At 63.3% G+C, this 24,235-nt stretch carries 26 protein-coding genes; 6 read left to right on the top strand and 20 right to left on the bottom strand.

The annotated features are described in order from the left end of the window. Window positions 1–66: 66 nt before the first annotated feature. Window positions 67–1,179, bottom strand: a complete 1,113-nt coding sequence (locus tag PQR27_RS01320; RefSeq protein WP_408521936.1) for an ABC transporter substrate-binding protein — start codon at window positions 1,177–1,179, stop codon at window positions 67–69. A gap of 113 nt (window positions 1,180–1,292) precedes the next feature. Next, window positions 1,293–2,078 (bottom strand): glycerophosphodiester phosphodiesterase, encoded by a 786-nt coding sequence (gene ugpQ / locus PQR27_RS01315; RefSeq protein ID WP_408521935.1) that lies wholly within the window; start codon window positions 2,076–2,078, stop codon window positions 1,293–1,295. Window positions 2,079–2,643: 565 nt separating this feature from the next. Here ugpQ and PQR27_RS01310 point away from each other — a divergent pair. Continuing rightward, window positions 2,644–3,414 (top strand): DeoR/GlpR family DNA-binding transcription regulator, encoded by a 771-nt coding sequence (locus PQR27_RS01310; protein WP_408521934.1) that lies wholly within the window; start codon window positions 2,644–2,646, stop codon window positions 3,412–3,414. Between the two features lie 57 nt (window positions 3,415–3,471). Here PQR27_RS01310 and PQR27_RS01305 read toward each other — a convergent pair whose 3' ends face one another. Continuing rightward, on the bottom strand, window positions 3,472–5,139 hold the full coding sequence (locus PQR27_RS01305) for a Na/Pi cotransporter family protein (protein WP_408521933.1): 1,668 nt from the start codon (window positions 5,137–5,139) through the stop codon (window positions 3,472–3,474). A 211-nt stretch (window positions 5,140–5,350) separates the two neighbouring features. Between PQR27_RS01305 and PQR27_RS01300 the strand changes: the two genes are divergently transcribed. Then, the gene (locus PQR27_RS01300; protein ID WP_408521932.1) at window positions 5,351–6,034 is read left to right on the top strand and encodes a histidinol-phosphatase; all 684 of its coding nucleotides are present in this window, start codon (window positions 5,351–5,353) and stop codon (window positions 6,032–6,034) included. 42 nt (window positions 6,035–6,076) lie between these two features. Here PQR27_RS01300 and PQR27_RS01295 read toward each other — a convergent pair whose 3' ends face one another. The 6 genes from PQR27_RS01295 to PQR27_RS01270 all read right to left on the bottom strand — a co-directional run bounded on the left by PQR27_RS01295 (window position 6,077) and on the right by PQR27_RS01270 (window position 11,328). Next, window positions 6,077–6,916 (bottom strand): ABC transporter permease subunit, encoded by an 840-nt coding sequence (locus PQR27_RS01295; RefSeq protein ID WP_408525372.1) that lies wholly within the window; start codon window positions 6,914–6,916, stop codon window positions 6,077–6,079. A 26-nt stretch (window positions 6,917–6,942) separates the two neighbouring features. Then, on the bottom strand, window positions 6,943–7,749 hold the full coding sequence (locus PQR27_RS01290; RefSeq protein WP_408521931.1) for a taurine ABC transporter ATP-binding protein: 807 nt from the start codon (window positions 7,747–7,749) through the stop codon (window positions 6,943–6,945). 41 nt (window positions 7,750–7,790) lie between these two features. Next, window positions 7,791–8,813, bottom strand: coding sequence for a taurine ABC transporter substrate-binding protein (tauA, locus tag PQR27_RS01285; protein WP_408521930.1), 1,023 nt, complete (start codon window positions 8,811–8,813; stop codon window positions 7,791–7,793). A 357-nt stretch (window positions 8,814–9,170) separates the two neighbouring features. After that, the gene (lipA, locus tag PQR27_RS01280) at window positions 9,171–10,181 is read right to left on the bottom strand and encodes a lipoyl synthase (RefSeq protein WP_408521929.1); all 1,011 of its coding nucleotides are present in this window, start codon (window positions 10,179–10,181) and stop codon (window positions 9,171–9,173) included. A gap of 13 nt (window positions 10,182–10,194) precedes the next feature. Then, window positions 10,195–10,920, bottom strand: a complete 726-nt coding sequence (gene lipB / locus PQR27_RS01275) for a lipoyl(octanoyl) transferase LipB (RefSeq protein ID WP_408521928.1) — start codon at window positions 10,918–10,920, stop codon at window positions 10,195–10,197. Window positions 10,921–11,001: 81 nt separating this feature from the next. Next, window positions 11,002–11,328 carry a DUF2917 domain-containing protein gene (locus PQR27_RS01270; protein WP_408521927.1) on the bottom strand — a complete coding sequence of 109 codons (327 nt, stop codon included), beginning with the start codon at window positions 11,326–11,328 and terminating at the stop codon, window positions 11,002–11,004. A gap of 98 nt (window positions 11,329–11,426) precedes the next feature. Between PQR27_RS01270 and gcvA the strand changes: the two genes are divergently transcribed. After that, the gene (gene gcvA, locus PQR27_RS01265; RefSeq protein ID WP_408521926.1) at window positions 11,427–12,395 is read left to right on the top strand and encodes a transcriptional regulator GcvA; all 969 of its coding nucleotides are present in this window, start codon (window positions 11,427–11,429) and stop codon (window positions 12,393–12,395) included. Window positions 12,396–12,412: 17 nt separating this feature from the next. Here gcvA and PQR27_RS01260 read toward each other — a convergent pair whose 3' ends face one another. The 10 genes from PQR27_RS01260 to PQR27_RS01215 all read right to left on the bottom strand — a co-directional run bounded on the left by PQR27_RS01260 (window position 12,413) and on the right by PQR27_RS01215 (window position 21,114). After that, complete coding sequence (locus PQR27_RS01260) at window positions 12,413–12,682, bottom strand: DUF493 family protein (protein WP_408521925.1); 270 nt, start codon at window positions 12,680–12,682, stop codon at window positions 12,413–12,415. After that, the gene (locus tag PQR27_RS01255; protein ID WP_408521924.1) at window positions 12,654–13,610 is read right to left on the bottom strand and encodes a D-amino acid aminotransferase; all 957 of its coding nucleotides are present in this window, start codon (window positions 13,608–13,610) and stop codon (window positions 12,654–12,656) included. Before PQR27_RS01255 ends, PQR27_RS01260 begins: the two co-directional genes overlap by 29 nt. A 13-nt stretch (window positions 13,611–13,623) precedes the next feature. Beyond that, window positions 13,624–14,844, bottom strand: a complete 1,221-nt coding sequence (locus tag PQR27_RS01250; RefSeq protein ID WP_408521923.1) for a D-alanyl-D-alanine carboxypeptidase family protein — start codon at window positions 14,842–14,844, stop codon at window positions 13,624–13,626. A gap of 320 nt (window positions 14,845–15,164) precedes the next feature. After that, the gene (locus tag PQR27_RS01245; RefSeq protein WP_408521922.1) at window positions 15,165–15,809 is read right to left on the bottom strand and encodes an alpha/beta hydrolase; all 645 of its coding nucleotides are present in this window, start codon (window positions 15,807–15,809) and stop codon (window positions 15,165–15,167) included. An 8-nt stretch (window positions 15,810–15,817) separates the two neighbouring features. Beyond that, the gene (locus tag PQR27_RS01240) at window positions 15,818–16,141 is read right to left on the bottom strand and encodes a (2Fe-2S) ferredoxin domain-containing protein (RefSeq protein WP_408521921.1); all 324 of its coding nucleotides are present in this window, start codon (window positions 16,139–16,141) and stop codon (window positions 15,818–15,820) included. A 140-nt stretch (window positions 16,142–16,281) separates the two neighbouring features. After that, window positions 16,282–17,439 carry a VanZ family protein gene (locus tag PQR27_RS01235; RefSeq protein WP_408521920.1) on the bottom strand — a complete coding sequence of 386 codons (1,158 nt, stop codon included), beginning with the start codon at window positions 17,437–17,439 and terminating at the stop codon, window positions 16,282–16,284. A gap of 31 nt (window positions 17,440–17,470) precedes the next feature. Then, window positions 17,471–18,097: an ABC-type transport auxiliary lipoprotein family protein gene (locus PQR27_RS01230; protein ID WP_408521919.1), complete on the bottom strand. Its 627-nt coding sequence runs from the start codon at window positions 18,095–18,097 to the stop codon at window positions 17,471–17,473. A 29-nt stretch (window positions 18,098–18,126) separates the two neighbouring features. Beyond that, window positions 18,127–19,089, bottom strand: coding sequence for an MlaD family protein (locus PQR27_RS01225; protein WP_408521918.1), 963 nt, complete (start codon window positions 19,087–19,089; stop codon window positions 18,127–18,129). A 16-nt stretch (window positions 19,090–19,105) separates the two neighbouring features. Next, complete coding sequence (locus PQR27_RS01220) at window positions 19,106–19,984, bottom strand: ABC transporter ATP-binding protein (RefSeq protein WP_408521917.1); 879 nt, start codon at window positions 19,982–19,984, stop codon at window positions 19,106–19,108. Further along, complete coding sequence (locus tag PQR27_RS01215) at window positions 19,981–21,114, bottom strand: MlaE family ABC transporter permease (RefSeq protein ID WP_408521916.1); 1,134 nt, start codon at window positions 21,112–21,114, stop codon at window positions 19,981–19,983. Before PQR27_RS01215 ends, PQR27_RS01220 begins: the two co-directional genes overlap by 4 nt. Window positions 21,115–21,220: 106 nt before the next feature. On the opposite strand from PQR27_RS01215, the gene PQR27_RS01210 reads away from it, so the two are divergent. Genes PQR27_RS01210 through PQR27_RS01200 form a run of 3 tightly spaced genes read left to right on the top strand, consistent with a single transcriptional unit; the run spans window position 21,221 to window position 23,237 of the window. Next, on the top strand, window positions 21,221–22,126 hold the full coding sequence (locus PQR27_RS01210; protein ID WP_408521915.1) for a biotin--[acetyl-CoA-carboxylase] ligase: 906 nt from the start codon (window positions 21,221–21,223) through the stop codon (window positions 22,124–22,126). Beyond that, window positions 22,123–22,947, top strand: coding sequence for a type III pantothenate kinase (locus PQR27_RS01205; protein WP_408521914.1), 825 nt, complete (start codon window positions 22,123–22,125; stop codon window positions 22,945–22,947). The genes PQR27_RS01210 and PQR27_RS01205 overlap by 4 nt, the downstream gene beginning before the upstream one ends. Before the next feature lie 50 nt (window positions 22,948–22,997). Beyond that, entirely contained in the window at window positions 22,998–23,237 is a 240-nt protein-coding gene (locus tag PQR27_RS01200; RefSeq protein WP_408521913.1) for a hypothetical protein, read from the top strand. Between the two features lie 375 nt (window positions 23,238–23,612). On the opposite strand, the gene rfaE2 is transcribed toward PQR27_RS01200, so the two are convergent. Then, window positions 23,613–24,095, bottom strand: coding sequence for a D-glycero-beta-D-manno-heptose 1-phosphate adenylyltransferase (rfaE2, locus tag PQR27_RS01195; protein ID WP_408521912.1), 483 nt, complete (start codon window positions 24,093–24,095; stop codon window positions 23,613–23,615). Window positions 24,096–24,235 lie beyond the last annotated feature (140 nt).

Raw genomic sequence — 24,235 nt, 5'->3', positions numbered from 1 at the left:
CCGGGCGCGACGCTGCGTGGCGCCGGCAACACTGCATACTGCACGTGCAGAAAGCGCGATCCCCGTTTACTTCACGTTCGCGCCGACGGCTTCGTCCCAATGCTTCGTGATGGTGTCCTTGTAGGCATCCTGTTGGGACAGCGTCGGGAACACCACATTCTTGTATGCCGAAGGCGGCGGCAGCTTGTCGAGCAGCGCTTGCGGGACCTTCTTCGCGCTCACCAGTTCGTTATAGCGCATCGGATGGCAATAGCCCGTCAGCCAGCCAATCTGCCCTTCGTCCGAGTACAGGTACTCCATCCACAGCTTGGCCGCATTCGGATGCGGCGCATAAGCGCTGATCGCCTGCACATAGACACCGGCGACGACGCCCGTCTTCGGAATCACCACCTGTACCTTCGGATTGCCCTTCAACGTATCGCGGTCGGCCAGCGCGTTGTAGTCCCAACGCACGACAATCGGCGTGGTGCCTTGCGCAAGCGAGGCGGCCTTGCCGATCACCGGCACGAAATTGCCGCTCTTGTTCAGATCGGCGAAGTACTTGAGGCCGGCCTTGTCCGCCTTGCTCACATCGCCCTTGCTCTGCGACAGACCCGCTGCGAATACGGCCTGGATCGCCTGATTGGCCGAGCGCGGATCGCCTGCCAGCGAAACCGCGTTCTTATAGTCCGACTTGAGCAGATCGCTCCAGTCGGCCGGCGCCTTGTCGATCATGTCGGCGTTCACTTCAAACGCCAGCACGCCGTAGTAGTCGCCATACCAGTAGCCGTCGGCATCTTTCGACTCGTTGGGAATCGACTTCCACGTCGCCACCTTGTACGGCTGCAGCAAACCCTCAGCCTTGGCGGACGGACCGAACGACAGACCCACGTCGATCACGTCCGGCGCCTGCGGACCCTTGTTGCCCTTGTTCGCCTTGATCGCTTCGATTTCGTCGCCCGAACCCGCGTCCGGATTCAGCTCGTTGACCTTGATGCCGTACTTCTTCTGAAAGCCGGCGACCAACTCGCCGTAATTACACCAGTCGTGCGGCAACGCGATCACGGTGAGCTGGCCTTCCTGCTTGGCGGCTGCGACCAGTGCGTCAGGCGGCGCGGCCGAAGCGCTGCTCACGCCGGCTGCGGCGACACCCGCCGCAGCGGACATCGAAAGTAAACGAGCTAACGCGGTGCGGTTCATAGTCTTCCCCATCCTCTGCCGAAATTGCTACGTTAGGAAAATGTCTAGTTCGAGTTCTATCGGTGCGCGCGTACCCGCGTCTGTTCGCTGACACTCGCGCGCCTGCGCCATGCTCACGCCGGGTTCGCCGGCGAGGAAAACATGTCGTGCTCCAGTGTATCGATGCGATCTGTACAAATCATGTCGACGCCCCACTTCGCAAGCAGCCTGGCTCGCTCCGGGTCGTTCACCGTATAGGCCAGCACGCGCAAACCCGCGGCACGGATCTCGGCAACCAGCGGCTCACTCAGGTGCCGATGACTGGCGTGCAACGACACGCAGTCGAGTTCGCGCACGATGTGCAGCCAGTCGGCGGGAACCTCTTCGAACAGCATGCCGCGCTGCAGCGAAGGGGCGCTCTCCTGCGCCGCAGCGAGCGCCTCGAACGAAAACGATGACAGCAGCGGCGGCGTCTGTGTTTGCCACAAGCTCAACGCGGCGCTTGCCACCAGACGCCCGGTGATCTCGTCACGGCCGGGGCACGGCTTGATTTCTATGTTGGCGGCGATCCCGTCGCGGGCACAGCGTGCCGCGGCATCGGCCAATGTCGGCAAGCGCGTGCCGGCGAATTGCGGACCGTACCAGGCGCCTGCATCGAGCCTGGCGAGCGACGCCCAGGTGTGCTCCGCTGCGGCGCCGTGACCGTCGGTGGTGCGCTCCAGCGTGTCGTCATGTAGCAGGAAGAGCTGGTTGTCGGCGGAAAGCTTGGCGTCGAATTCGACCATGCGGTAGCCATACCGGACGCACGCGTCGAATCCAGCGAGCGTGTTCTCTGGCGCCAGCGTGCCGCCGCAGCGATGCGCGATCAGCTTTGGATAAGGCCAGTGCGCGGATGTAGCGCGATCAATCCCGTTTCCCACGTCTCGATACCTTCCAGATAGTGCGGCTTGAACGTACGCCCGACACGCGCCCGGCCGCCACCGCCACCATCGCGGCCGCCATCGCTGCCACCATTCCGCACAGCTTCCACGCGCGAGCTCCACGCGTAGTATCGCGCCAGGTGATGACGCTGCGATACAGCGACTCGCCCATGGACTGGCAACACCAGCGCATGCAGTTCCATGGTCAGGATGACGAATCGTGTAGCGTCTTCGCGGCGTCACGCGCTGACGCCGAAGGCTCGATCCGGCGCTCTCGACAACCCTTACGGGAACGGCTCGGTTCAGTCAAATTGCAAGAAAACGCCACAAAATGCGCGAGTCGCGACATTTCAATTCCTTTTCGAACATTTCGTGTTCGAAACAGGCGCGACGCTTCGATCTGCGAAGGCTAGTGTTAAATACACAAACTTGCAAGCTACCAAAAAAATACAACACATACCGGCTAAAGTAGTAGGCTTGACATCGCCCGGACACACATCCGTGCCCACGATGTCGTCATTCAAACAAGCCGTGTGAACGGGCGTTCGCACCCAGGGACAAATGCATGTGGCAGGAAGACCGTCACCAGAGAATTCGCGCGTTGCTGTCGACGCTTCAACGTGTGTCGACCGAACGCATCATGGCAGACCTCGGTGTGTCACGCGAAACGGTGCGGCGCGACCTGCTCGATCTGGAAGCGCTGGGTGAGTTGCGGCGCGTGCATGGCGGCGCAATCAAACCCGCCGACGAAGCGCCGATCGCCGAGCGCGCACACATGCGCGTCAAATCCAAGACCGCGATCGCCAAGGCGGCAATCGGCCTGATCGCCAGCGGCCAGACACTGTTCATCGACGCAGGCACCACCACCGCGGCGCTCGCCGAAGAGCTGGCGAAGCTGGCGAACCTGACAATCGTCACCAACTCGATCGACGTCGCGTTGAAAATGCGCGGTTCGGTGGAGCAGGCGGAAGCGGCGAACGAAGTGATCTTGCTGGGCGGTTCGATCAGCGATCGCGCGATGGCTACCACCGGCGCCACCACCGTGCTCGATATCCATCGCTATCGTGCGGACATTGCATTGCTGTCGCCGGTCGGCATCGACCACCGGCATGGCGCCACCAATTACGATCACGCCGAAACCGAAGTCGCGCGCGCCATGGTCGCCAACGCGGACCGTGTAGCGATCCTCGCCGATTACAGCAAAATTGGTCAGCGCAGCCGGATCTCGTATTGCCCGGTCGATCGTATCGACGTGCTCGTCACCAATAAAAAAGCGGCCGAAGCCGCCGACTTTGCGTCACTGAAAAAGAAGCTGGAAGAGATCGTGCTGGCATAGCGCTTCGCTTCGCCTTTGCGCGATCGGCGCGCGTACGGCAGGTTGCCGGACTACGCCCTACTCCTTCACGTGGATCGTATCAAGCACGCGCTTGCGCAAGCGCGTGTCGTGCAGTGCGCCGGCCGCGTCGAGCACCGGGTAAGCCGTCGAGCAGAACAGCGAATTGAGCCGCTTCATATCGCTGATCAGATCCAGATGCAGCGCGCTGGTCTCGATGCTGCGCAAGGTCTGGCCGGCGAGCCGGTCCAGATGCTTGTACGAATACGCGCGCTCCAGATCGCGAAAGCGCTCCTTCTCCGCCAGCAGGCGCTCGGCGCAACGCAGATCGTTGTTCAGAAACACTGACAGGCCCAGCTGCAGATTGCTGATCAGCCGTGCTTGCAAGTCGTCCAGTTCCCCGAGTCCTTCTTCCGAAAACGACAGACGGTGGGCGATTTTCTTCTCTTCGATATCGCTGACGATTCGCTCGATGATATCGCCCGCATGCTCCAGATTGATCGTCAGCGAAATGATGTCGGTCCAGCGGCGGCTATCGGCTTCGTCGAGTTGCTCGCGGGAGATCAACGTCAAATAGCCTTTGACCGCGGCGTAGAGTTCGTCGACGTCGTCGTCCATCCGCACGGTTTCGCGCGCCTTCTCGAGATTGTTGTGATGGATCAGGTCCGCGACATTGTCGAGCATGGTGCGCACGATATCGCCGATGCGCAGCACTTCGCGTGCGGCGTGCGCCAGCGCGAGTGTCGGCGTGGGCAGCGCGGCGGCGTCCAGGTGCAGGGGCCGCAGCTCGCCATTGGCCAGCGGCCGGTCTGACAACATACGCGTGCAGATGCGCGCCACCGGGTCGATTAGCGAAATACACGCGCAGCAGCGCAGCGTGTTGTAGATCAGGTGGAAGCCCACCACTGCTTCGCGTGGATTCGCGATCAGCACCGGCAGACCACGCGCGAGCAGCGGCGCGAACGGCAGGATCAGCAGCGCGCCGGCCAGCTTGAACGCAAGGCTGCCCAACGCGAGGCGTCGCGCCGCCGCATTCTGCGCGACGGTACCCATCAGCGCCAGCAGGCCGCTGCCCAGGTTCGCGCCGATCACGAGGCACAGCGCCACCTTCAGCGAGATCACGCCTGACGAGGCGAGCGTCGCAGTCAGCAAGACCGCCGCGAGGCTCGAATAGGACAGCATGGCAAACGCGGCGCCGACCAGTGCGTCGAGCATGGTGTCGCCGGTCAGCGCGCCGAACATTACGCGCACGCCGGCGCCTTGCATCATTGGCTGAGCGGCTTCGACAATCAGATGCAGCGCCAGCAGGATCAGTCCAAGCCCGATCAGCGTACGGCCGACCTGACCGAGACGCGTCTGCTTGCGCGAGAGGAAGAGCGGCACGCCGGTCAGAATCAGGATCGGCGACAGCCACGACAGATCCAGCGTGAGGACCCGTGCCATCAATGCGGTACCGACGTCCGCGCCGAGCATGATTGCAAGGCCACTCGTGAGCGGCAACAACCCTTGCGCTGCAAACGACGTGACGATAACCGCCGTTGCGTTACTGCTTTGCACCAGACTCGTCACGCCGACGCCGGAGAGAAACGCGCGCCAGCGGCTGCTGGTACTTCGTCCTAGCGCGCTGCGCAGATCGGCGCCGAGTACCCGCAGGATGCCTGTGCGCACGATGTGCGAGCCCCATACGAGCAGCGCCACACCGGCAAGGAGGTTAAGGAGAATCAACATAGGCACTACGCATTCCGTTCCTGCTGCCATGACCCGAACCGCATGCCGCGCGAACCGGCACCCGGGGCGTACATGACAGTAGTGTTGCACAATTTTGCCTTATTGTAATTTTGTGCTTTTAAATATACGCTCGTCCCAACTGTGGATCGCTGTGCACCGCCGCCCGGTTCGCGGAGCAGTCCGCGCGACCGTTCGATGCCGAGGAAACTGCATGAGTCGCAATCTTGCGCTGTTCGATCTGGACCACACGCTGCTGCCACTCGACAGCGATCAGGCGTGGGCGCATTTCATTGCCGGCCTGGGCATTGACGGCGCCGCGCAGCACGCCGAAGAGATCGACGGCTACTACCGTCAATACGTAGCGGGCACTCTCGACATGCACGCCTACCTGAACTACACGCTGGCGCCACTGGCTCGCCATTCACGCGAGCAGCTCGACGCGTGGCACGCGCAGTTCATGCAGGAAGTGATCATGCCGGCAATCCTGCCGGCAGCGCGCGAACTCGTGCAGCGTCATATCGAAGCGGGCGACTTATGCTGCATCGTTACCGCGACCAACGTGTTCATCACCAGCCCGATCGGCAAGGCGCTCGGCTTCGACCATCTGCTGGGTATCGAACTCGGCACGGAAGGTGACGATCCGCTGGCGCGTTTTACCGGAACCGCTGTCGGCGTACCCACCTTCCGCGAAGGCAAGATCACGCGTACCGAAGGCTGGCTCGCTTCGCTCGGTTATCGCTTGCAGGATTTCCCACGGAGCTACTTCTACAGCGACTCGATCAACGACGTGCCCTTGCTGGAACGCGTCACGCATCCGGTCGCGACCAATCCCGATACGCGCTTGCGCGCGATCGCCGCGGAACGCGGCTGGCCGGTTATCGAACTGTTTGTCTGAGCTTGCACTGCCCGTCACCCACCAGGCGGCGATGAGCTACGGCTACACGCGCCCTTTCCATGGCACCAGCCTGCGCTCCAGCGCACGCATGCCGAGGTCGAACAGCCACGCGATCAAGCCGATCAGCACGATGCCCATCACAACCACATCGGTGCGCAGAAAACTCGACGCATTGAGCACCATCTGCCCGAGTCCCGCGGTGGCGGCGACCATTTCGGCAGCGACCAGGGTGGTCCAGCCGAAGCCAATTGCGATGCGCAGGCCGGTGAGAATTTCCGGCAGCGCGGCCGGCAAGACGACGTAGCGCACGATCTGCGCGAAGCCACCGCCCAGCGAATACGCTGCATGAATCTGCTCGGTGGTCGCGCTGCGCACACCGGCACGCGCGGCCATCGCGATCGGCGCAAAGCAGGCGAGGTAAATCACAACGATCTTCGCCGTCTCGTCGATACCGAACCAGATCACGACCAGTGGCAAATACGCGAGCGGCGGCAACGGCCGGTAGAACTCCAGCGGTGGATCGAGCAGGCCGCGAGCGACCCGGCTCACACCCATCAGAATGCCGACCGGCACCGCCGTCACTGCCGCCAGCGTGAAGGCGCCGAACACGCGCAGCGCGCTCCACGCGAGATGCTCCGATAACGGCAAGCCGCCTTGAATGCGTCCGTGCCACGCGTCCAGAAACGCGGCCCACACGGCTTCCGGCGTCGGCAGAAACAAGGGAGGCAGCCAGTGCAAGTGCGTGGCAAGCCACCACAGCGCCGCGAGTGTTGCTACCGAAGCGGTGCTCAACGCCGCCGTGGGACCCTCGCCAGGCAGGCGCCAGCCACGCGTTAGCCGCGCTGTCTTGCGCGACGGCGTTTCGGCCCGAGTCAATGCCACATTGCCCAACGATTCCCGCGAAGCCGTCACGACACCACCTCTTCCTGATTGGGTTCACTGCGCTCATGCAGGCGGCGCACCAGTCGCTCACGCCACTCGATGAAATCCGGCGCTGACTTCACCGCGCGGGCGTCGCGTGTCTCAAGAAAGCGGCGCGCGAAAGGCAGCTCATAGCTCTCGGCGATGCGCCCTGGCCCCGGTGCCATCACAACGAGACGGGTCGCCAGAAACAGCGCCTCTTCGACGCTATGGGTGATGAAAAACACTGTCTTCCGGGTTCGCCCCCACACGTCGAGTACTAGCTCCTGCATCGACTCGCGCGTCATCGCATCGAGTGCGCCCATCGGCTCATCCATCAGCAGCATTTGTGGATCGCTCGCGAGCGCGCGGGCAATGCCGACGCGCTGCTGCATCCCGCCCGACAACGCATAAACCCGCGAGCGAGCGTGCTTCTCGAGTCCGACCAACGCCAGCATCTGCCGCGCAATGCGCTCGCGTTCCGCCTTCGGCACACGCTGGAAGCGCAACCCGAGCGCCACGTTGTCGAGCACGTCGAGCCACGGCATCAGCGCGTACTTCTGGAACACGACACCGCGATCCGCACCCGGTCCGACGATGGGCTCGCCATTCAGGCGCACTTCACCTGCGGTCGGCTGAATGAAGCCGGCGATGCAATTCAGCAAGGTCGTCTTGCCGCAGCCCGACGCCCCCAGCGCGACGACAAATTCACCGGGCGCGATGGTCAGATCGACGTCCGCGAGCGCGACGTTCGGCGCCTCGCCACGCGCCCCCTCGTAAGCGACGTGTAGCCGCCTGATCTCAAGACCGTTCATCGCCACGCCTCATGATGCGGGTGGAAAACCATGCGACGCGATCAATGCGCCGCGCGCTGCACGAACTGCGGATCGACGCCGGTCGAGTAGTCGGCAAGCACATTCTGAATCGTGCCTTGCGTCTTCAGGAACGCAGCAGTCGCGGCGAGCGACTTCGCCGCGCCGGATTGCGTCCCGCCGCCAAGCCACGCATTCGACGCCTGTTGTGCCGGCGTCGGGAACGCATACAACGCAAGGCTCGCCGGCACTTCCTGCGCCGTGGCGCCGGACTCCTTCGCGACGGCTTGCACCTGCGGAGAAGCCGCCGTCCATGCCGACGCATGATCGCGATAATTCGCGTCCGTTGCGGCCAGCACCTTCACGAAGCGCGCAACGAATTCGGCATTCTGACCGGCAAACTTACGGTCCACGACGAAGCCGTCGAAGGTCGCCTTGCCAGTCTGTTGCGCCACCTGCCCCGAGGTGATCAGTACCTTGCCGTTCTTCTTGACCTTGGCTAAGACCGGGTCCCAGATGTAGGTCGCGTCGATGTCGCCACGCTCCCACGCTGCCGCGACTTCAGGCGGGCGCAGATTGACGATCTTCACATCGGACGGATTCACGCCGGCGTTTTGCAGCGCAACCAGCGTGTGAAAGTGCGAGGTCGACACAAACGGCACACCGATCTTTTTGCCTTTCAGACCTGCGACGCTGGTGACATTCGACCCGTCGCGCGCGACCAGCGCTTCGGCGTCGTTGATATTGTCGAGAATCCAGAACAGGGAAATATCGACTCCTTGCGACAGCCCCGCTGCGATCGGGCTCGATCCTGCTTCGCCGAGCTGCACCGAGCCGGACGCGAGCGCGCGGATCACGTCGGCCCCGCTGCCGAGCTTGCGGTAGGTGACCTTGTAGCCGGTGGCTTTCTCGACCTCGCCCGTGGCCTGCGCGTAGCGCCACGGCACCACCATGTCCTGATACGCGATCACGACTTCTTTGGTGTCGGCGTGTGCAACCGATGCGAACGGCGCGGACAGTGCCAGCAGCGTGGCGAATGCGGCGAGCGGACGGAGAAGGCGGTTCATCGGGAAGCCCCTTTAGTGGATGTTGTCTGGGAGGCTTTCGACTATAGGGAGTTTGTCCGCGGACGGTTCTAACTAATCGGCACTTGCTAATTACGTTGTTCGGGCATTGCTTTTCAGGTTGAGTTGGATCGGCGCGACTGTTGTGGCTGACAGACGGCAGGTTCTAGCGAATGATTGCGGATTGGGGTATCGGTGGCACGCTTGCCTCAATGTGCATGTTGCTCGCACGGTATTACCAGTAGCTCACGTGGGTAGGCCGTCAACGCATGACGCAGGCCGGAAGCCTGCCTGCCCAAAAGAACAAAGCCCGCAACACGTGCGGGCTTTGTTTTTCAAACAACTACGCTATCCAAACCTTCAGACCACCCCAGCACCATGCGCCTGCAAATCGGCGTGGTAGCTCGAGCGCACCATCGCGCCGACCGCCGCATGCGTGAAGCCCATTTTGTACGCTTCTTCTTCGTACATCTTGAACGTGTCCGGGTGCACATACGAGCGCACCGGCAGGTGGTGTTCCGACGGCTGCAGATACTGGCCGATCGTCAGCATATCCACATCGTGTTCGCGCAAATCGCGCATCACTTGCAGGATTTCTTCTTCGGTTTCGCCGAGGCCGACCATCAGGCCGGACTTGGTCGCAACATCCGGATGTAGCGCCTTGAAATCTTTCAGGAGCTTCAGCGAATGCGCATAGTCCGAACCCGGACGCGCTTCCTTGTACAGACGCGGCACCGTTTCGAGGTTGTGGTTCATCACGTCAGGCGGTGCGGCGTTCAGAATGCCGATCGCGCGATCCAGACGGCCGCGAAAATCCGGCGTCAGAATTTCGATGCGTGTTTCCGGCGACAGCTCCCGGGTCTGACGGATACATTCCACGAAGTGAGCCGCGCCACCGTCGCGCAGATCGTCGCGATCGACACTGGTGATGACCACGTACTTCAGTTTCAGCGCGGCGATGGTGCGGGCCAGATTGCCCGGCTCGTCCACATCGAGCGGATCGGGGCGGCCATGACCGACGTCGCAGAACGGGCAGCGGCGCGTGCACTTGTCGCCCATGATCATGAACGTCGCGGTGCCCTTGCCGAAACATTCGCCGATGTTCGGGCAGCTCGCTTCTTCGCACACCGTGTGCAGGTTGTGCTCGCGCAGAATCTGTTTGATTTCGTAGAAGCGCGAATTGCCGGTGGCCGCTTTGACGCGGATCCAGTCCGGCTTTTTCAGCTTTTCGATCGGGACGATCTTGATCGGAATTCGGGCGGTTTTGGCTTGCGCCTTCTGCTTCGCGGTAGCGTCGTACACCGTGGCGGCGGTAGCCGGCGCGGCATCGGTAGCGGGAGAGCCTGCGAGGTTCGCGGTAACGTCAGTCATTCGTTCGGTCCAGTCAGGCGGTGAGGACACCGACCTGTGGTTGGGCGACGGCCGCGGGACTGCCGTCGAGGTTTGCGGTGAGGCGTGCTGCAAAGGTACGGGCCACGTCTTCCCAGCCGGCAGCCACGCCCAGCGTGGCCATGTCGACTGTTTCGAGCCCCGCGTAGCCGCATGGGTTGATGGCCAGAAACGGCCGCAGATCCATGTTCACATTCAGGCTCACGCCATGATAGCTGCAGCCATTGCGGATTTTCAGACCCAGCGCGGCGATCTTGGCGCCGGCGTGCAGCCCGGCATCCGGTCCGGGCGCCACGTAGATACCGGGGGCGCCCGCCTTGCGTTCTCCGGCGAGATTATACGCCGCGAGGGTGTCGATCACGGCCTGCTCGATCCGCGTGACCATCTCGCGCACCATCAGCTTGCGGCGGCGCAGGTCGAGCAGCAGATAGGCCACCACCTGTCCAGGCCCGTGATAGGTGATCTGCCCGCCGCGATCGACTTTGACCAGAGGAATGCCGCTATCGGCGGCCAGCAGATGCGCCGGATCGCCAGCCTGGCCGAGCGTGAAGACGGGGGGATGTTCAACCAGCCAGATTTCGTCGGGTGTGTCGGCGGTGCGCTCGTCGGTGAACGCGCGCATCGCTTCGAAACTGGCTTCGTAGGGTTCGCTGCCGCGCCAGCGCAGCGTGAGCGGCGCCGTGGCAGCGTGTGGAGAAGGAGAAACCGGGGTGGCGGACATGATCCCGTCAGTTTACCGAAATCTGGGCATCCCCGCCGGAAGTGCCCGCATCGGACGCCGCTTGCGCGGCGCCGTTTGCCGTCAAACGGTACGCCAGCCCCCGCGCATTCTGGCCGCCAGCCGTTCGCCGACCCGCGCAAGCCAGTTCAGCGCGCGCTCGTCGCAGCGTGTCGGCACCGAAAACGCCACCTTCGCCACCGTGCTGCCCTCAGCGCTCAGCCACAGCCGTTCGCCGCGCCGCAGCCGCAACGTGTGACCGGGCTGCAGCCAGTAGTCTTCGGTGTCGTCGCTGCGTGTGACCCATACTGCGCCGCCGCGCACGACCAGCTTGGTGCTGCGCGCCACCTTCATAGGAATCGTTTCGCCATGACGGATTTCAAACGCGATGCTAGAGGAAATTTCTCGCATAATGCCCTCGCCAAAGTTCGTTTCATGACTACAATCCTAGGTGCAACAAGGGTTTACGCAAAACGATCTATTTTCACCTCTATGTGAGAAATATTGCGATGGACCTCCGGCAATTGCCCGCCCTGAACGCAGTCAAAGCGTTCGAAGCCGCCGCCCGCCATGAAAGCTTTTCGCGCGCCGCCGACGAACTGTTCGTCACGCACGGCGCCGTCAGCCATCAGATCCGGGCGTTGGAGGCCGAACTCGGCGTCACGCTGTTTGCTCGCGACGGCAAGCGCGTCCGGCTCACCGACACCGGCCGCCGCTACGCCACCCGCGTGCGCACCGCGCTGATGGCGCTCGCCGACGCCACCCGCGAAATCCGCGCCGGCGACCGCGAGCGCCGGCTGGTCGTGTCCATGCTGTCGTCGTTTGCAGCGCGCTGGGTGACGCCGCGCATCGGCAGCTTTATTGAGGCGCATCCGCAGTGGGACCTCGAACTCCTATCCACCAACGCCCTGACCGACTTTGCGCGCGACGACGTCGACGTGGCGATCCGTTTCGGCTTCGGCAAATACCCGGGGCTGCATGCAGAGTTGCTGCTGGAGGAGATCTTCTTTCCGGCCTGCGCGCCCGGTTTCAACGGCGGCAAGTTGCCGAAGACGCCAGCCGATCTGGCCAACGTCCCGCTGCTACGTTCCGACGACGAACTGTGGCGCCCCTGGTTTGACGCCGCCGGCCTCACCGACTGGCCGGAACCGAAGCGCGGTGTGCTGTATCAGGATTCGTCGAATCTGTTGCAGGCAGCCATCGACGGTCAGGGGATCGCGCTCACGCGCCGGTCGCTGGCGATTCAGGAGATCGCCGCGGGCCGCCTCGTGCGGCTATTCGATGTGGATGGGCCGAGCCCGTGGCAGTACTACTTCATCTGCCCGCTGCAGATGCTCGAAACCGCCCGGGTCAAAGCGTTTCGCGACTGGGTATTCGAGGAGGTGGGACGGTTCAAACAGCTTTTCGACCGCGCCTGCCAGGCTGGGCCCGCCGCAAGCGGCGATCTGACGGCGGGCGCATCGCGCGCCATGCCGTAACGCGAGACATCAGGGCTCTACAACACCACTTTGACCATTGGATGCCCCGTGAGCGCGCGATAAATATCGTCGAGTTGCTCACGGCTCGTGGCGCGCACGGTGACCGTCAAACCGGTGTAATTGCCGCCGCTGGACGGCCGCGCCTCGACACGCGTGGCGTCGACCTCGTTATCGAACTGCCGGACCACCGTGACAATCGTCTCGGTGAACTCGGGATGCGATTTGCCCATGATCTTGATCGGGAAATCGCAGGGAAACTCAAACAGTGATTCGTTCACGGAACTCATTTTCTACTCCTTGCTGCGCCTGTTGCGCTTCCTTCGCCTTGGCACGCTGGTACGCCGCGTACAGCGCGGCAAACACCGCGCCCGGCTTGCCGTCGCCGACCGGCTGACCGTCGAGTTGCGTGACCGGCAGCACTTCCTTGGTGGCGGAACTGACCAGAATCTCGTCAGCGGTACGCAGTTCGGCTTCGGCGATCTCGCGCGCTTCGAAGCGGATGCCGCATTCGCTCGTCAGTTCTTCGATCAAACCGTAGCGAATCCCTTCGAGAATCTTGTGACTGCGCGGCGGCGCGAACAACACGCCGTCCTTCACCATCCAGATATTCGAGGAAGAACCTTCGGTTAGCATGCCGTCACGGAACTGGATCGTTTCGAACGCGTCGTTTTCGGCCGCGTATTGCGCCATTAACACGTTGCCAAGCAGCGACACCGATTTGATGTCGCAATTGAGCCAGCGGCGATCTTCCGCGCTGACGCAACGCACGCCCTGCGCGCGCTGCGCCGTGTCAGGCAGGTTCAGCGGCGTGACCATCACGAACACGGTTGGCTGAATGCCGGCCGGGAACGCGTGCCCGCGTTTCGCAACACCTCGGGTGACCTGAATATAGGCAATCGCGTTCTGATCGGCACGCAGACTGCCATCCGCCTCGTTAGCCGCGACTACCCGCTCGATCAGTTCGCGCCAGCCGGCGTCGCTGAACGGATTGACGATGCCAATTTTGCCCAGCGAACGCGCGAGCCGCGCCAGATGCTGCGTGAAGCGAAACGGCGTGCGGCCGCGTGCCTGCGCATACAGTGGCGCGACTTCGTAAATGCCGTCGCCGAAAATAAAGCCACGGTCGAGAACCGGCACGCGCGCTTCGGACAACGGCACCATTTCGCCGTTCAGAAAAACAATCGGATCGAGCGGAACATCAGAAACAGCGGTCATCGCAATCAGGCTCTTATTTCTTCTTGTTGAACATCAGCATCAGCGAATCCCACACGCGGCCGACCACGCCGGCTTGCGGCACAGCCTGCAAGGCGACCACCGGGAACTGCGCGAGAACCTTGCCGTCCGCAACCAGCTTCACAGTGCCGACCTGCTGACCATTCGCGATCGGGGCGATCAGCGGATCGATCTGCTCGACCTGCGGCTTCACCTTGTCGCCCATGCCCTTCGGCACGGTGATGTACTGGTCGCTCTTCACGCCGATCTGCACGGTGTCCTGGGCGCCCTTGTAGACGCGCGGCGTGCCGATCACCTGAGCGGCTTTGTACAGACGCACCGTGTCATACGCGGTGTAACCGTAGTTCAGCATCTTCAGGCTGTCCTGCACGCGGTCGTGTTCCTTGACCTCGCCCATCATCACCGAGACCAGACGGCGCGACGCGTCGGTCGCACCCGGCAGGGAGCGCTTCGCGCTCGCGATCAGGCAGTAGCCGGCGCCCTGGGTGTGGCCAGTCTTCAGGCCATCCACCGTCGGGTCGATCCACAGCAGACGATTGCGGTTCGGCTGCTTGATCTTGTTGTACGTGAATTCCTTGACCGAGAAGATGTTGTAGTAGTCGGGGAAGTCACGGATCAGACGCGCCGACAGGACCGCGAGGTCGCCCGCAGTGGTGTAGTGCTGCGGGTCGGGCATGCCGTTCACGTCGGCGAAATGGGTGTTCTTCATGCCGAGGCGCTGCGCTTCGGTGTTCATCATGTTGACGAACTGCGATTCGCTGCCGCCGACCAGTTCAGCCAGCGCGATTGCCGCGTCGTTACCCGACTGGATGATCATGCCGTAGACCAGATCGTGCACGGTCACCGGCTTGTTGGCTTCGATGAACATGCGCGATTCGTCGGTGCGCACGCGACGTACGGCTTCGCTCGGCATCACCGTCTGGTCCATCGCGATCTTCTTCGTCTGCAATGCTTCGAAGACGAGGTACGCGGTCATCAGCTTGGTCAGCGAGGCCGGTTCGACGCGCTCGTCGGGATTGCCGGACGCGAGCACCTGATTGCTGGTCGCGTCGACCAGCACCCACGAACGCGCGTTCACCGCGGGCGGCGGCACCTGCGCGAACGCCGTGCTGGCCACCAAAGTGGCCGGCAGAACGACGCCGAGGGTCACGGCACGGCTAAGGGTATGGGGAACAAAAGAAGAAACAGACTTGAGACCGGTGGTGGAAAAACGCATAGGGTCGATTCGTGCGGATAGATACAACGCGCACAGGGCGCATAGTTTGGAGGAGCCGGTCGGCGAGCGTCTGGCCGTTAAAACGGCGCGGCGCCCATTTGACTTCCGGCCACGCGATCGGTTCGCGCAGCACGCCTCGCATCCGGCACCGCTGCGCGCGAAAAGAAGCCACGCGTCGCGCGAACTGCCGGGTGGGCGGTGCTGCGCCCAAAAAAGAGCGCTCATTATACGCGCGCTATGCGCGCTGCCCGGCGCGATGGGCGGTGATTAATTTGCAATTGTGCGTACCTGTACCCCGGAAAACACACATTGCATACCGCTTATCGCCACGCGTCGACAATGATCCGCTTCAGGACATGCAGCTTGCGATGCAGAAAATGCTCAGCGCCCGGGATCACGACCACCGGTAATTCCTGCGGCCGCGCCCAGTCGTAAACGGATTGAATAGGCACGGTGTCGTCGGTTTCGCCGTGAATCACGAGCGTGTTTTCCGCCACAGGTGCCACTTCCCAACGGCTCGCCGCCGTGCCGACGAACACAATCCGCTCGATCTCCTGACCTTCTTCACGCAGCCGCGCGGCCACGTGCGAGAGCACGAAGGTGCCGAACGAAAAGCCCGCGAGTACAAGGGGCAGATCAGCCTGCCCCGCTTCCGCGCGCATGTGATCCAGCACCGCGCGCAAGTCGTCACGCTCGCCGATGCCCGCGTCGTGCTCGCCCTGCGTTTGGCCGACACCACGAAAATTCGAGCGATACGTCACGTAGTTCAACTGCACAAGCGTGCGCGCGAGCGTCTGCGCGACCTTGTTGTCCATCGTGCCGCCGAATAGCGGATGCGGGTGGGCGACCAGCGCGATCCCGCGTGGCGCGGCGCCGTTCTCGCGGGTTTCGTCGGGCAGATCCAGGGCGACCTCGATCTTGCCGACCGGGCCGTCGATCAGATACTTCTTCGTATGTACGTTCATGGCGAGGCTTATTGATCGATCTTCAGGCGCTCGACGATCTTGCCGTTCACAAGATGCGAATCGACGATTTCGTCGATGTCGCTTTCGTCGACATAGGTGTACCAGATGCCTTCCGGATACACGACCAGCGCCGGCCCGAGTTCACAGCGCTCCAGACAGCCCGCCTTATTGATGCGAACCTGGCCGGGGCCGGCGAGGCCAAGTTGCTTCACGCGTTTTTTAGCGTGCTCCTGCATGGCCTGCGCGTTGCAGTTCGCGCAACTCGGCCGTTCCGCGGCGGGATCGCGCTGATTAAGGCAAAAGAAGACGTGGTACTTGTAAAAGGAGTCCATGGTGTCCGGGGGCGAACCTGTAAGAATGGGGAACAGCGCTGGGCGCGTTGCGGCGCGCCTAGTGTGCGGACGATTATAGCGAGCGGGGCTGGCGGTCGCCGGAGCGCGGCGCATCGGCGAGCACCGCGCGTCGAAGAACATCACACGCGACGAACACGCCGCCTGAGCCACGCCTGTTCGACGAGAAACGCCAGCCACACCAGCGCCGCATACGGCCAGACCCATGCAAGCCAGTGCGCGAGACCATTGAAGTGCAGATAGCGTCCCTGCCGCCAATCGGCCAGCACGACGTCGAAATAGGGATTCACCGGCAGCAGATTGACGAACACCAGCGCGATGCTCAACGCGCAGGCCGCGAGCGCCGCGCGCGACCTGCGTTGCAAACGCAGCACGAGCAACGCTGCAACGATGCCGCATACCAGCCCGGTGAGCGCGCCGGGCGTCGCCCAGTCGAATGCGAGGCCGGATTGCGATTGCAGAAACGTGGCGCCCACCTTGACGAACAAGGTCGTGACAATGAATGCGAGCAGCAATCGCACACGAGGCGCGTGACGGCGCATCGGCAACGAAGCCAGCGCGCCCGCGGCGAAGAGATTGAGTGTGGTGATGACGGCTTCCCAGCCATTGTCAGGCAGCCACGCGGCGACCAGCATCGGCCAGGCGCCGACATGCCAGCCGGGCGGTGTCCAGGCAAGCAACGCATCCTGCGTCGTCGAGTCGAAACGCAGCCAGAGTGCGCGCGGCCAGTTGCCGAGGCCGAACAGACGCGGCGCCGGATACAGGGTCGCGAACGGCCACAAGCTGACCAGGCACGCGAGCGCCGCGCTATCGCGCTCAAACCAGACAAGCCGTAAGCGGCGCAGCAGGCCGCGATCGAGCAGCGCGCCGGTGGCCGGCGACATCATCGCCGCGCCGAGCAGCGAGCCGAGCGCATTGGCGGCGAGATCGAGGTTGGAGGCGACGCGCGTGGGCAGATAGGTTTGCACGGCCTCCATCGCGCCGGAGAGCAGCCCGCCGAGCACGAAGGCCAACGCCACCGCCAGCGTGCCGCGCCAGCGTGGATAGACGGCGAGCACCACCAGCGCGCCGAACGGCATATAGCCCAGCACGTTGCTGACGACGTCGAACGCCGTCAGGTACTGCGGCATGGGATCGAACAGAAAGGCGAACGGACCGAGGCCGAGCGAACGCCAGCCGGAAAACGGATACCACGAACCGTAGACGATCAGCGCCGCGTACAGCACCAGCGCCTGCCGGGCAAGCGCCGACGGCCGGCGCACCCAGGGCTTTACGCTCATGCAGCGCTCCGATGCGTGCGCTGCCGCGTGGTCATTGTGCGGCGACCAGTGCCTGCACGCCGAGCCATGCGCTGATCTGCGCGACGAGGTCGTCGCTGGCGGTGGCAAGCGCCTGCGCGCCGCCGGCGGCATCGGCCGAACTGGACGGCGCGCGCGCGATGAACGTGCGCTGGCTGAGCACCTTGCCGTTTTGCACCAGCGTGGCGCGCGCCGTGATCGCGCCGTGGCTTTCCGAGCGGCTATCGAACACCTGCTCGAACTCGCTCAGATCGACCTTCAGGACTGGCGCACGCACGCCGTCCGCGCCCGTCAGCACGGTGCCGCGCGAACTCAGCGCGCCACGCAGACGCTGCGTCAGCAATTGCGAAGGCGCCATGGTCCAGTGACTGTTCGCGTATGACGCTATCTGCTGCGCGTCGGCGTAGCTCAACCGGTAGATCAATTTATCGGACTCGAGCGTATCGGGAGCACTGACATCGAGCACCTTGACCGCCGGCTGCGAGCCGGCCGAGGCAGCCGGATTCGGCGGCCCGAAGTCGTAACGGATGTCCGAGATCGCGGCCGGCGTGCCGGCGCAGCCCGCAGCCAGGATGCCAAAAGCGAGCAGCACCGCCAGCGCGGCGCTCGACGGGAACAATCGGTAAATCGAGCGTGACATGAGAATCTTCCTTTCTTCAAACTTTCAGATCATTTGGCGGTACGGGCGGCGGGCCACGTAAAACCAGCCTCGCCTGGGCCGGGCGCCGCCGCCGGCGCGCCGAACAGCACGCTGCGCGGATTGGTACTGAACGTGTCGGCTGCGCGGTCCACCGAACGGGCCGCGGAGCGCACGTCGTCGGCGAGCGAATTGACACGCGGCAGCGTGTCGTAGCCGACTCGCGCGGAAAGCTCCTGCAACGAACCATCCATTGACACCAGCGCCTCGCCTGCCTGTTGCGCCGCCGTGCCGACCTTGTTCAGGTTGGTCTCGAACGGACCGTCCGGCCGGTTCAGACTGGTGATCAGCTGGTTGGTCGACGCCAGCGTGCGATCCAGCTGGTTGATCGTGGCGGGCAGCTTGCCGGCCACCGGGGTAATTTGCTGGGTCAGCGTGGCGACGCCGTCCGCAGCTTTCTGGATGCTTGCCGCCGTGCCCTGCAACTGGCTGACCATTTCCGGCGACAACAGTTTGTCGACGTCGTCGGCGACTTTTTCGAGCTTGCGCAGCAACACGTCGCCGCGCTGCTGCAACTGATCGAGCAGGCCCGGATGCATCGGCAACTGCGCGACATTCCTGGCCGACGACACCAGCGGCGACGGATCGCGCCCGTTGTCATCCAGCTGGATGAAGGCAATCCCCGTCACACCCTGGAAACCCAGGCTGCCAAAGGTTGAATGGGTAATGGGCGCGTGTGTGTCGACAAGAATGCGGATCAGGATCTGACCCGGATGATCCCGATCGAATTTGATCGACTGCACCTTGCCGACGTCGAGCCCGCGATAACGCACCGCTGCGTCGGTAAAAAGTCCCGTTACATTGGTGCGCGCGATCAGATCATACGGCACCCGCACCGAGCGATCGACGTTGAACAAAAAAGCCGCCACCGCGATCGCAACCAGCAAGGCCACCGTGAAAAGGCCTGCCCAGAAGGCATGTGATTTATTTTCCATTGTCAGGTTCCCTGGTTCACAGCGGCAATTCGGACGATGCCGATTCGAGCGCCGCACGCGGCAGCCTCGCGCGGCGCTCCGGCGGCAGCGCCTGCAGCGCGCGGCGCCCGCGCAGGCCGAGGAAATATTCGCGGATGAACGGATGATCGACGGCCGCCGCTTCTTCCACCGGCGCGGCGACCAGCACCTTGCGATCGGCCAGCACGGCGACGCGTGTGGACAGCGCGATCATCGTGTCCAGATCGTGCGTGACCATCACCACCGTCAGGCCGAGTGCGCGATGCAGCGCGGAAATCAGTTCGACGAATTCATCGGACGCCTGCGGATCGAGTCCGGCAGTCGGTTCGTCGAGAAACAGCAGTTCGGGCTCGAGTGCGATCGCGCGCGCGATGCCCACACGCTTGACCATCCCGCCCGACAGCGCCGAGGGCATCTTCGACGCGTGTTTGCAGGGCAGCCCGACCATCTCGAGCTTGAGCATGACGATGTCGCGCAGCAGGTCTTCCGGCACCTTGCCGAGTTCACGCAACGGCTGCGCAATGTTGTCGAACACCGACAGCGAAGAGAACAGCGCGCCGCGCTGAAACAGCATGCCGGAGCGGCTGCGCATCAGCAGCGCGGTATCCGGGGAAATGGTCGCCAGATTCTCGCCGAACAGCTTGATGGTGCCGGACGAGGGCCGCTCCAGCCCGAGAATCTGCCGCACCAGCGTGGTCTTGCCCGAACCCGAGCCGCCGACAATCGAGACGATCTCGCCGCGCCGCACTTCGAAATTCAGGTGCTGGTGCACGATATTGCGGCCGTAGCGCTTGGTCACGTCGATCACTTCGATCACCGGCTCGGCGATCTCGGGCATCGGCTGGCCGCGCACGGCCTGGGTGAGTGGCGCGATCATCCGAGCCCCACGTTCTGGAAGAGGATCGCGAACACCGCGTCCGCGAGAATCACGATGGTGATCGAGGTCACCACCGAGGTCGTCGTGCCTTCACCGAGACTCTGCGAATTGGCCTTGATGCGGAAACCGAAGTGACAGCCGACGATTGCGATCAGCATGCCGAACGCAACGCCCTTGCCGAGGCCGATCCACAGATTCGCCACCGGCACGACGCTCGGCAAGGCTCGCGCGAAGTAGCTCATGTCGATGCCGAGCACCACCTTCGCGGCGAGCGCGCCGCCGGTCAGCGCAACGATATTGGTCCACATCACGAGCAGCGGCATTGCCACGCCGAGCGCGATCACGCGCGGCAAGATCAGCCGCAGCCCATGCGGAATGCCCATCACGCGCATGGCGTCCAGTTCCTCGGTCACACGCATCACGCCGATCTGCGCAGTGATCGCCGAACCCGAGCGGCCCGCCACCAGAATCGCCGACAGCACCGGCCCCAGTTCGCGAATCACCGACAGCCCGAGAATGTTGACGATGTACTGGTTCGCGCCAAAAAGCCGCAGTTGCTGCGCGGACAGGTAGCTCAGCACGATGCCGATCAGGAACGCGACCAGCGCGGTAATCGGCAGCGCCTTGGTGCCCGCGTTGTAGATGTTCGCCGAGATTTCGGTCCACGGCGTGATTTTTGGTTTGCGCAGGATCGCCAACAGATCGAGCACTACGCGCCCGAACATGGCGACGCCGCCGTACAGATGCTCGAAGAACGAGAAGATCGCGAGGCCCAGCCGCGTGAACGGGTCGAACCTGAGCACCGGCTCGGCCGTTTCGCGCGCGGTGTCGAGCAGCGCGATGCGCTCGAAGATGTCGCGCTGCGTATCCGTGAGCGTAGTGTCGGCGGGCATCTTGTGGCCCCACACGCGCCACAGTGCCTGGCCGCCGACGTGGTCCATCCGGTCGATGCGCGACAGGTCCCACTGGCGGATACCTTCAGCGCCGATCAGCGACCGCAGAAGGGGGATGACATGGCCGGTGGCGCGGTCGCGCGCGAGCGCAAGCGCCGTCCAGTGGCCCGAAAGCCGGACGACCTTGCCTTGGCTGCCTGCCGCGACTTCGAGGCCGGGCGGAGTGTCGTAGTTCAAGGATCGCTGGAACATGGTGAGCGGATTAGGGGCCATTGTAACGAAGGCGCGGACGATGGACCGTCCTCGTGGGCTTGCAGGGTTCGCTATCGCTACAATATGAGACATGAACGCATCCAAGACCCCACCCCAAGCCGCTGCGGCGGATGACTGGCGCATCGACCGGGAACGCGCCGTGGCCCTGTTCGGGCCTCATGCGCATGACTGGCCGATCGAGATCGTCGAGGAAACCGGCTCGACTAACGCCGACCTGATGGCGCGTGTCAAAGCGTTGCCGCGCAAGGCCGGCGCGCTGCCGCGGCCGATCGTGCGAGTCGCGTATCTGCAAACCGCCGGTCGCGGCCGCCGCGGCCGCCCCTGGTATGCGGATCCGGGCAATGCGCTGCTGTTTTCGGTCGCATGTGTCCTGCCGCGTCCACTCGAAGGGCTAGCGGGCTTGAGTCTGGCCGTGGGCGTCGCGCTGGTGGACGGGCTGCGTACGCTGCCGATGGCGGGCCCTGGCCAGATCGCGCTGAAGTGGCCCAACGACGTGCTGCTGGAAGGCGACAAGCTGGCCGGCATCCTGATTGAAACCGCGTGGAGCACGGATGACGCGAGCGCCGTCGTGATCGGCATCGGCACCAATGTGAAGGGTGCGGACGATCTCGCCGCCAAGGTCGGCGCGTTGAACGCCGACGTGCCGCCGCAAGCGCGCGGCACTGTGCCGACGGCGCTGCAGCGCGCGTTGCCCAACGCCAATCTCACCGACACGCTGGCTGCGGAACTGAACGCGCTCGAACCCGCGTTGCAGCGCTTCGGCGCCGAGGGCTTCGCACCGTTCCAGCCACGCTGGAACGCGGTGCACGCCTATGCCGGGCGCGAAGTGGTGCTGCTGGAGCAAGGCGCGGAAATGACACGTGGCGTGGCGGTGGGCGTCGACGAACGCGGTCAATTGTTGCTCGATACGGCGGCTGGCCGTCAAACCATCTCGACCGGCGACGTCTCCCTGCGTCTGGCCGACGGTGCTGCATGACGAGCGGCGCGCCTTATCTGCTGATCGACGCGGGCAATAGCCGCATCAAGTGGGCGCTAGTGCAGCCGGACGGCACGCAAAGCGCGGCCGGCGCCCTCGCGCACGGCGGCACGGATCAACCGGACTGGTCGACTTTACCGACGCCCGCCGGCGTGTGGATATCCAACGTTGCGGGCGAAACCGTCGCAGCGCGAATCGTCGCGTTGCTCGACGCTCAATGGCCGCATTTGCCGCATTTGCCGCGCACGACGATCCGCGCGTGCGCGCGACAATGCGGCGTGACCAATAGCTACACCACGCCGCATGCGCTTGGCAGCGATCGTTGGGCGGGGCTGATTGGCGCACGCGCGGCGTTTCCTGGCGAGCACGTGCTGATTGCGACGTTCGGCACTGCGACCACGCTTGAAGCGTTGCGTGCGGACGGCTGCTTTGTCGGCGGATTGATTGCGCCGGGCTGGAGTCTGATGATGCGTTCACTGGGCGAGCACACGGCGCAACTGCCGACGCTCGACGCCCGCGCTGCGCGCGGCCTGCTCGATGCGGGCGAGAAGGCGGACGGAGAACGGCGCGGCCCATTTTTCGCGACTGACACACCGCGCTCCCTGTCTGCTGGCTGCACGTTGGCGCAGGCGGGCTTGATCGAGCGGATGTGGCGCGACTTGCAGGATGAGTGGCAGGTTCCGGTGCGGTTGGTCGTGAGTGGCGGAGCTGTGGACGAAGTGACAAGCGCGCTAAAAGTGCCGCATACTCGACACGATTCGCTGGTGCTGTCTGGGCTTGCGTTGATTGCTGCCGCGAGCGGGATGGAACGCGACGTCTGAATCGCGGCCATAGAAAAAGCGGCTCAACTATTGGACGGGGAAATCAAACGATGCTGCGCTGGCTGATTGCCATATTGTTTCTTGCCAACATGCTGGCCTTCGTCGCGATGCGCGGCGTATTCGGCCCGACGCCCACCGCTGGCGGCCGCGAGCCGAACCACCTGAACCGGCAGATCCATCCGGACTGGTTGCGCGTACAACCGGTAACAGCAGCCGAAGCCGCCGACCAGGCCGTAGTAGGCGGCCCAGCGCCGTCAGCACCGATCGCAGCATCGGCGCTGACGCAATAGGGGAAGACGGAGAAGACGGACGCGTAAGAGGCTCATCCAAGCTCCGCCGAAACACCAGAAGAAGCGACAACAGAGATGGTGTTGGAAATGCCGTTCGGCGCGCGCAGCGCCGCCGGAAGAATGACGGCCTGGTCACATAGGCCAAAAGGTGCGCAAGCGGAATCTCTACGGAGCCACGATCCCCTCCAAGCCAAGGGACCCGCTTAAGAATTGGCGGTGTAAAGCCGCTTTCTTTTGCCTACTTTTCTTTGCGGCCGGCAAAGAAAAGTAGGTGCCCCCCCGCACAGGGGGAACGCTAATAAACCAATAACAAAACAAGGAAAGGCCAAAGAAGCGAAAACCAGGAAAATGCCGCCGCCAAAGGCAAAAAACCGCTTACCCCTGTTCCCGAACTCTCTTCAAAAGCTTGGAAGTCGACCGATCATACTCGAAGGGAATAGCCAACACCGCCCCGCCCCATCCCCTCACAATCGCCGACTCCGGCAGCGCATCCATATCATAGTCACCGCCCTTAACGAGCACATCCGGCCGCAGCGCCGAAATCAACTCCACGGGGGTCTGCTCACCAAAACCAACAACATAATCAACGCTCTCAAGAGCAGCAAGCAACGCCATTCGATCAGCCTCATTATTGATAGGCCGATCATCACCTTTGCCTAGCATCCGCACGGACGCATCACTATTCACGCCGACGATCAGGCAGGCCCCCAACGCCTTGGCATCAGCCAGATAACTCACATGCCCGCGATGCAGGATATCGAACACGCCATTGGTGAACACCACCGGCGCTGGCATCGAGCGCCTGAGTTCAACCAACGCATCACGCGAAAAAATCTTACGTTCAAAACTAGCAGCCATGACGGAGTCAGAAAAGAAAAAAAGAAAGTTTCGCCACGATACACGCCGAACGGCATCAAGCAAAACGGCCCAGCAAGCTTACGCCTGCCGGGCCGCTATCAAAGCTGAAAAAACGGTCCGCGGCGCGAGCGCCGATCGAA

This window comes from Paraburkholderia fungorum (assembly GCF_046027215.1).
Taxonomy (GTDB): domain Bacteria; phylum Pseudomonadota; class Gammaproteobacteria; order Burkholderiales; family Burkholderiaceae; genus Paraburkholderia; species Paraburkholderia fungorum_D.
This window is presented reverse-complemented; position numbering and strand designations above follow the sequence as displayed.

What these genes read in the sequence shown, in the direction of transcription:
- PQR27_RS01320 (WP_408521936.1), bottom strand. Translation starts at nt 1,179, where the DNA reads ATGAACCGCACCGCGTTAGCTCGTTTACTTTCGATGTCCGCTGCGGCG.
- PQR27_RS01310 (WP_408521934.1), top strand. Translation starts at nt 2,644, where the DNA reads ATGTGGCAGGAAGACCGTCACCAGAGAATTCGCGCGTTGCTGTCGACG.
- PQR27_RS01305 (WP_408521933.1), bottom strand. Translation starts at nt 5,139, where the DNA reads ATGTTGATTCTCCTTAACCTCCTTGCCGGTGTGGCGCTGCTCGTATGG.
- PQR27_RS01300 (WP_408521932.1), top strand. Translation starts at nt 5,351, where the DNA reads ATGAGTCGCAATCTTGCGCTGTTCGATCTGGACCACACGCTGCTGCCA.
- PQR27_RS01290 (WP_408521931.1), bottom strand. Translation starts at nt 7,749, where the DNA reads ATGAACGGTCTTGAGATCAGGCGGCTACACGTCGCTTACGAGGGGGCG.
- tauA (WP_408521930.1), bottom strand. Translation starts at nt 8,813, where the DNA reads ATGAACCGCCTTCTCCGTCCGCTCGCCGCATTCGCCACGCTGCTGGCA.
- lipA (WP_408521929.1), bottom strand. Translation starts at nt 10,181, where the DNA reads ATGACTGACGTTACCGCGAACCTCGCAGGCTCTCCCGCTACCGATGCC.
- lipB (WP_408521928.1), bottom strand. Translation starts at nt 10,920, where the DNA reads ATGTCCGCCACCCCGGTTTCTCCTTCTCCACACGCTGCCACGGCGCCG.
- PQR27_RS01270 (WP_408521927.1), bottom strand. Translation starts at nt 11,328, where the DNA reads ATGCGAGAAATTTCCTCTAGCATCGCGTTTGAAATCCGTCATGGCGAA.
- gcvA (WP_408521926.1), top strand. Translation starts at nt 11,427, where the DNA reads ATGGACCTCCGGCAATTGCCCGCCCTGAACGCAGTCAAAGCGTTCGAA.
- PQR27_RS01260 (WP_408521925.1), bottom strand. Translation starts at nt 12,682, where the DNA reads ATGAGTTCCGTGAACGAATCACTGTTTGAGTTTCCCTGCGATTTCCCG.
- PQR27_RS01255 (WP_408521924.1), bottom strand. Translation starts at nt 13,610, where the DNA reads ATGACCGCTGTTTCTGATGTTCCGCTCGATCCGATTGTTTTTCTGAAC.
- PQR27_RS01250 (WP_408521923.1), bottom strand. Translation starts at nt 14,844, where the DNA reads ATGCGTTTTTCCACCACCGGTCTCAAGTCTGTTTCTTCTTTTGTTCCC.
- PQR27_RS01245 (WP_408521922.1), bottom strand. Translation starts at nt 15,809, where the DNA reads ATGAACGTACATACGAAGAAGTATCTGATCGACGGCCCGGTCGGCAAG.
- PQR27_RS01240 (WP_408521921.1), bottom strand. Translation starts at nt 16,141, where the DNA reads ATGGACTCCTTTTACAAGTACCACGTCTTCTTTTGCCTTAATCAGCGC.
- PQR27_RS01235 (WP_408521920.1), bottom strand. Translation starts at nt 17,439, where the DNA reads ATGAGCGTAAAGCCCTGGGTGCGCCGGCCGTCGGCGCTTGCCCGGCAG.
- PQR27_RS01230 (WP_408521919.1), bottom strand. Translation starts at nt 18,097, where the DNA reads ATGTCACGCTCGATTTACCGATTGTTCCCGTCGAGCGCCGCGCTGGCG.
- PQR27_RS01225 (WP_408521918.1), bottom strand. Translation starts at nt 19,089, where the DNA reads ATGGAAAATAAATCACATGCCTTCTGGGCAGGCCTTTTCACGGTGGCC.
- PQR27_RS01220 (WP_408521917.1), bottom strand. Translation starts at nt 19,984, where the DNA reads ATGATCGCGCCACTCACCCAGGCCGTGCGCGGCCAGCCGATGCCCGAG.
- PQR27_RS01210 (WP_408521915.1), top strand. Translation starts at nt 21,221, where the DNA reads ATGAACGCATCCAAGACCCCACCCCAAGCCGCTGCGGCGGATGACTGG.
- PQR27_RS01205 (WP_408521914.1), top strand. Translation starts at nt 22,123, where the DNA reads ATGACGAGCGGCGCGCCTTATCTGCTGATCGACGCGGGCAATAGCCGC.
- PQR27_RS01200 (WP_408521913.1), top strand. Translation starts at nt 22,998, where the DNA reads ATGCTGCGCTGGCTGATTGCCATATTGTTTCTTGCCAACATGCTGGCC.
- rfaE2 (WP_408521912.1), bottom strand. Translation starts at nt 24,095, where the DNA reads ATGGCTGCTAGTTTTGAACGTAAGATTTTTTCGCGTGATGCGTTGGTT.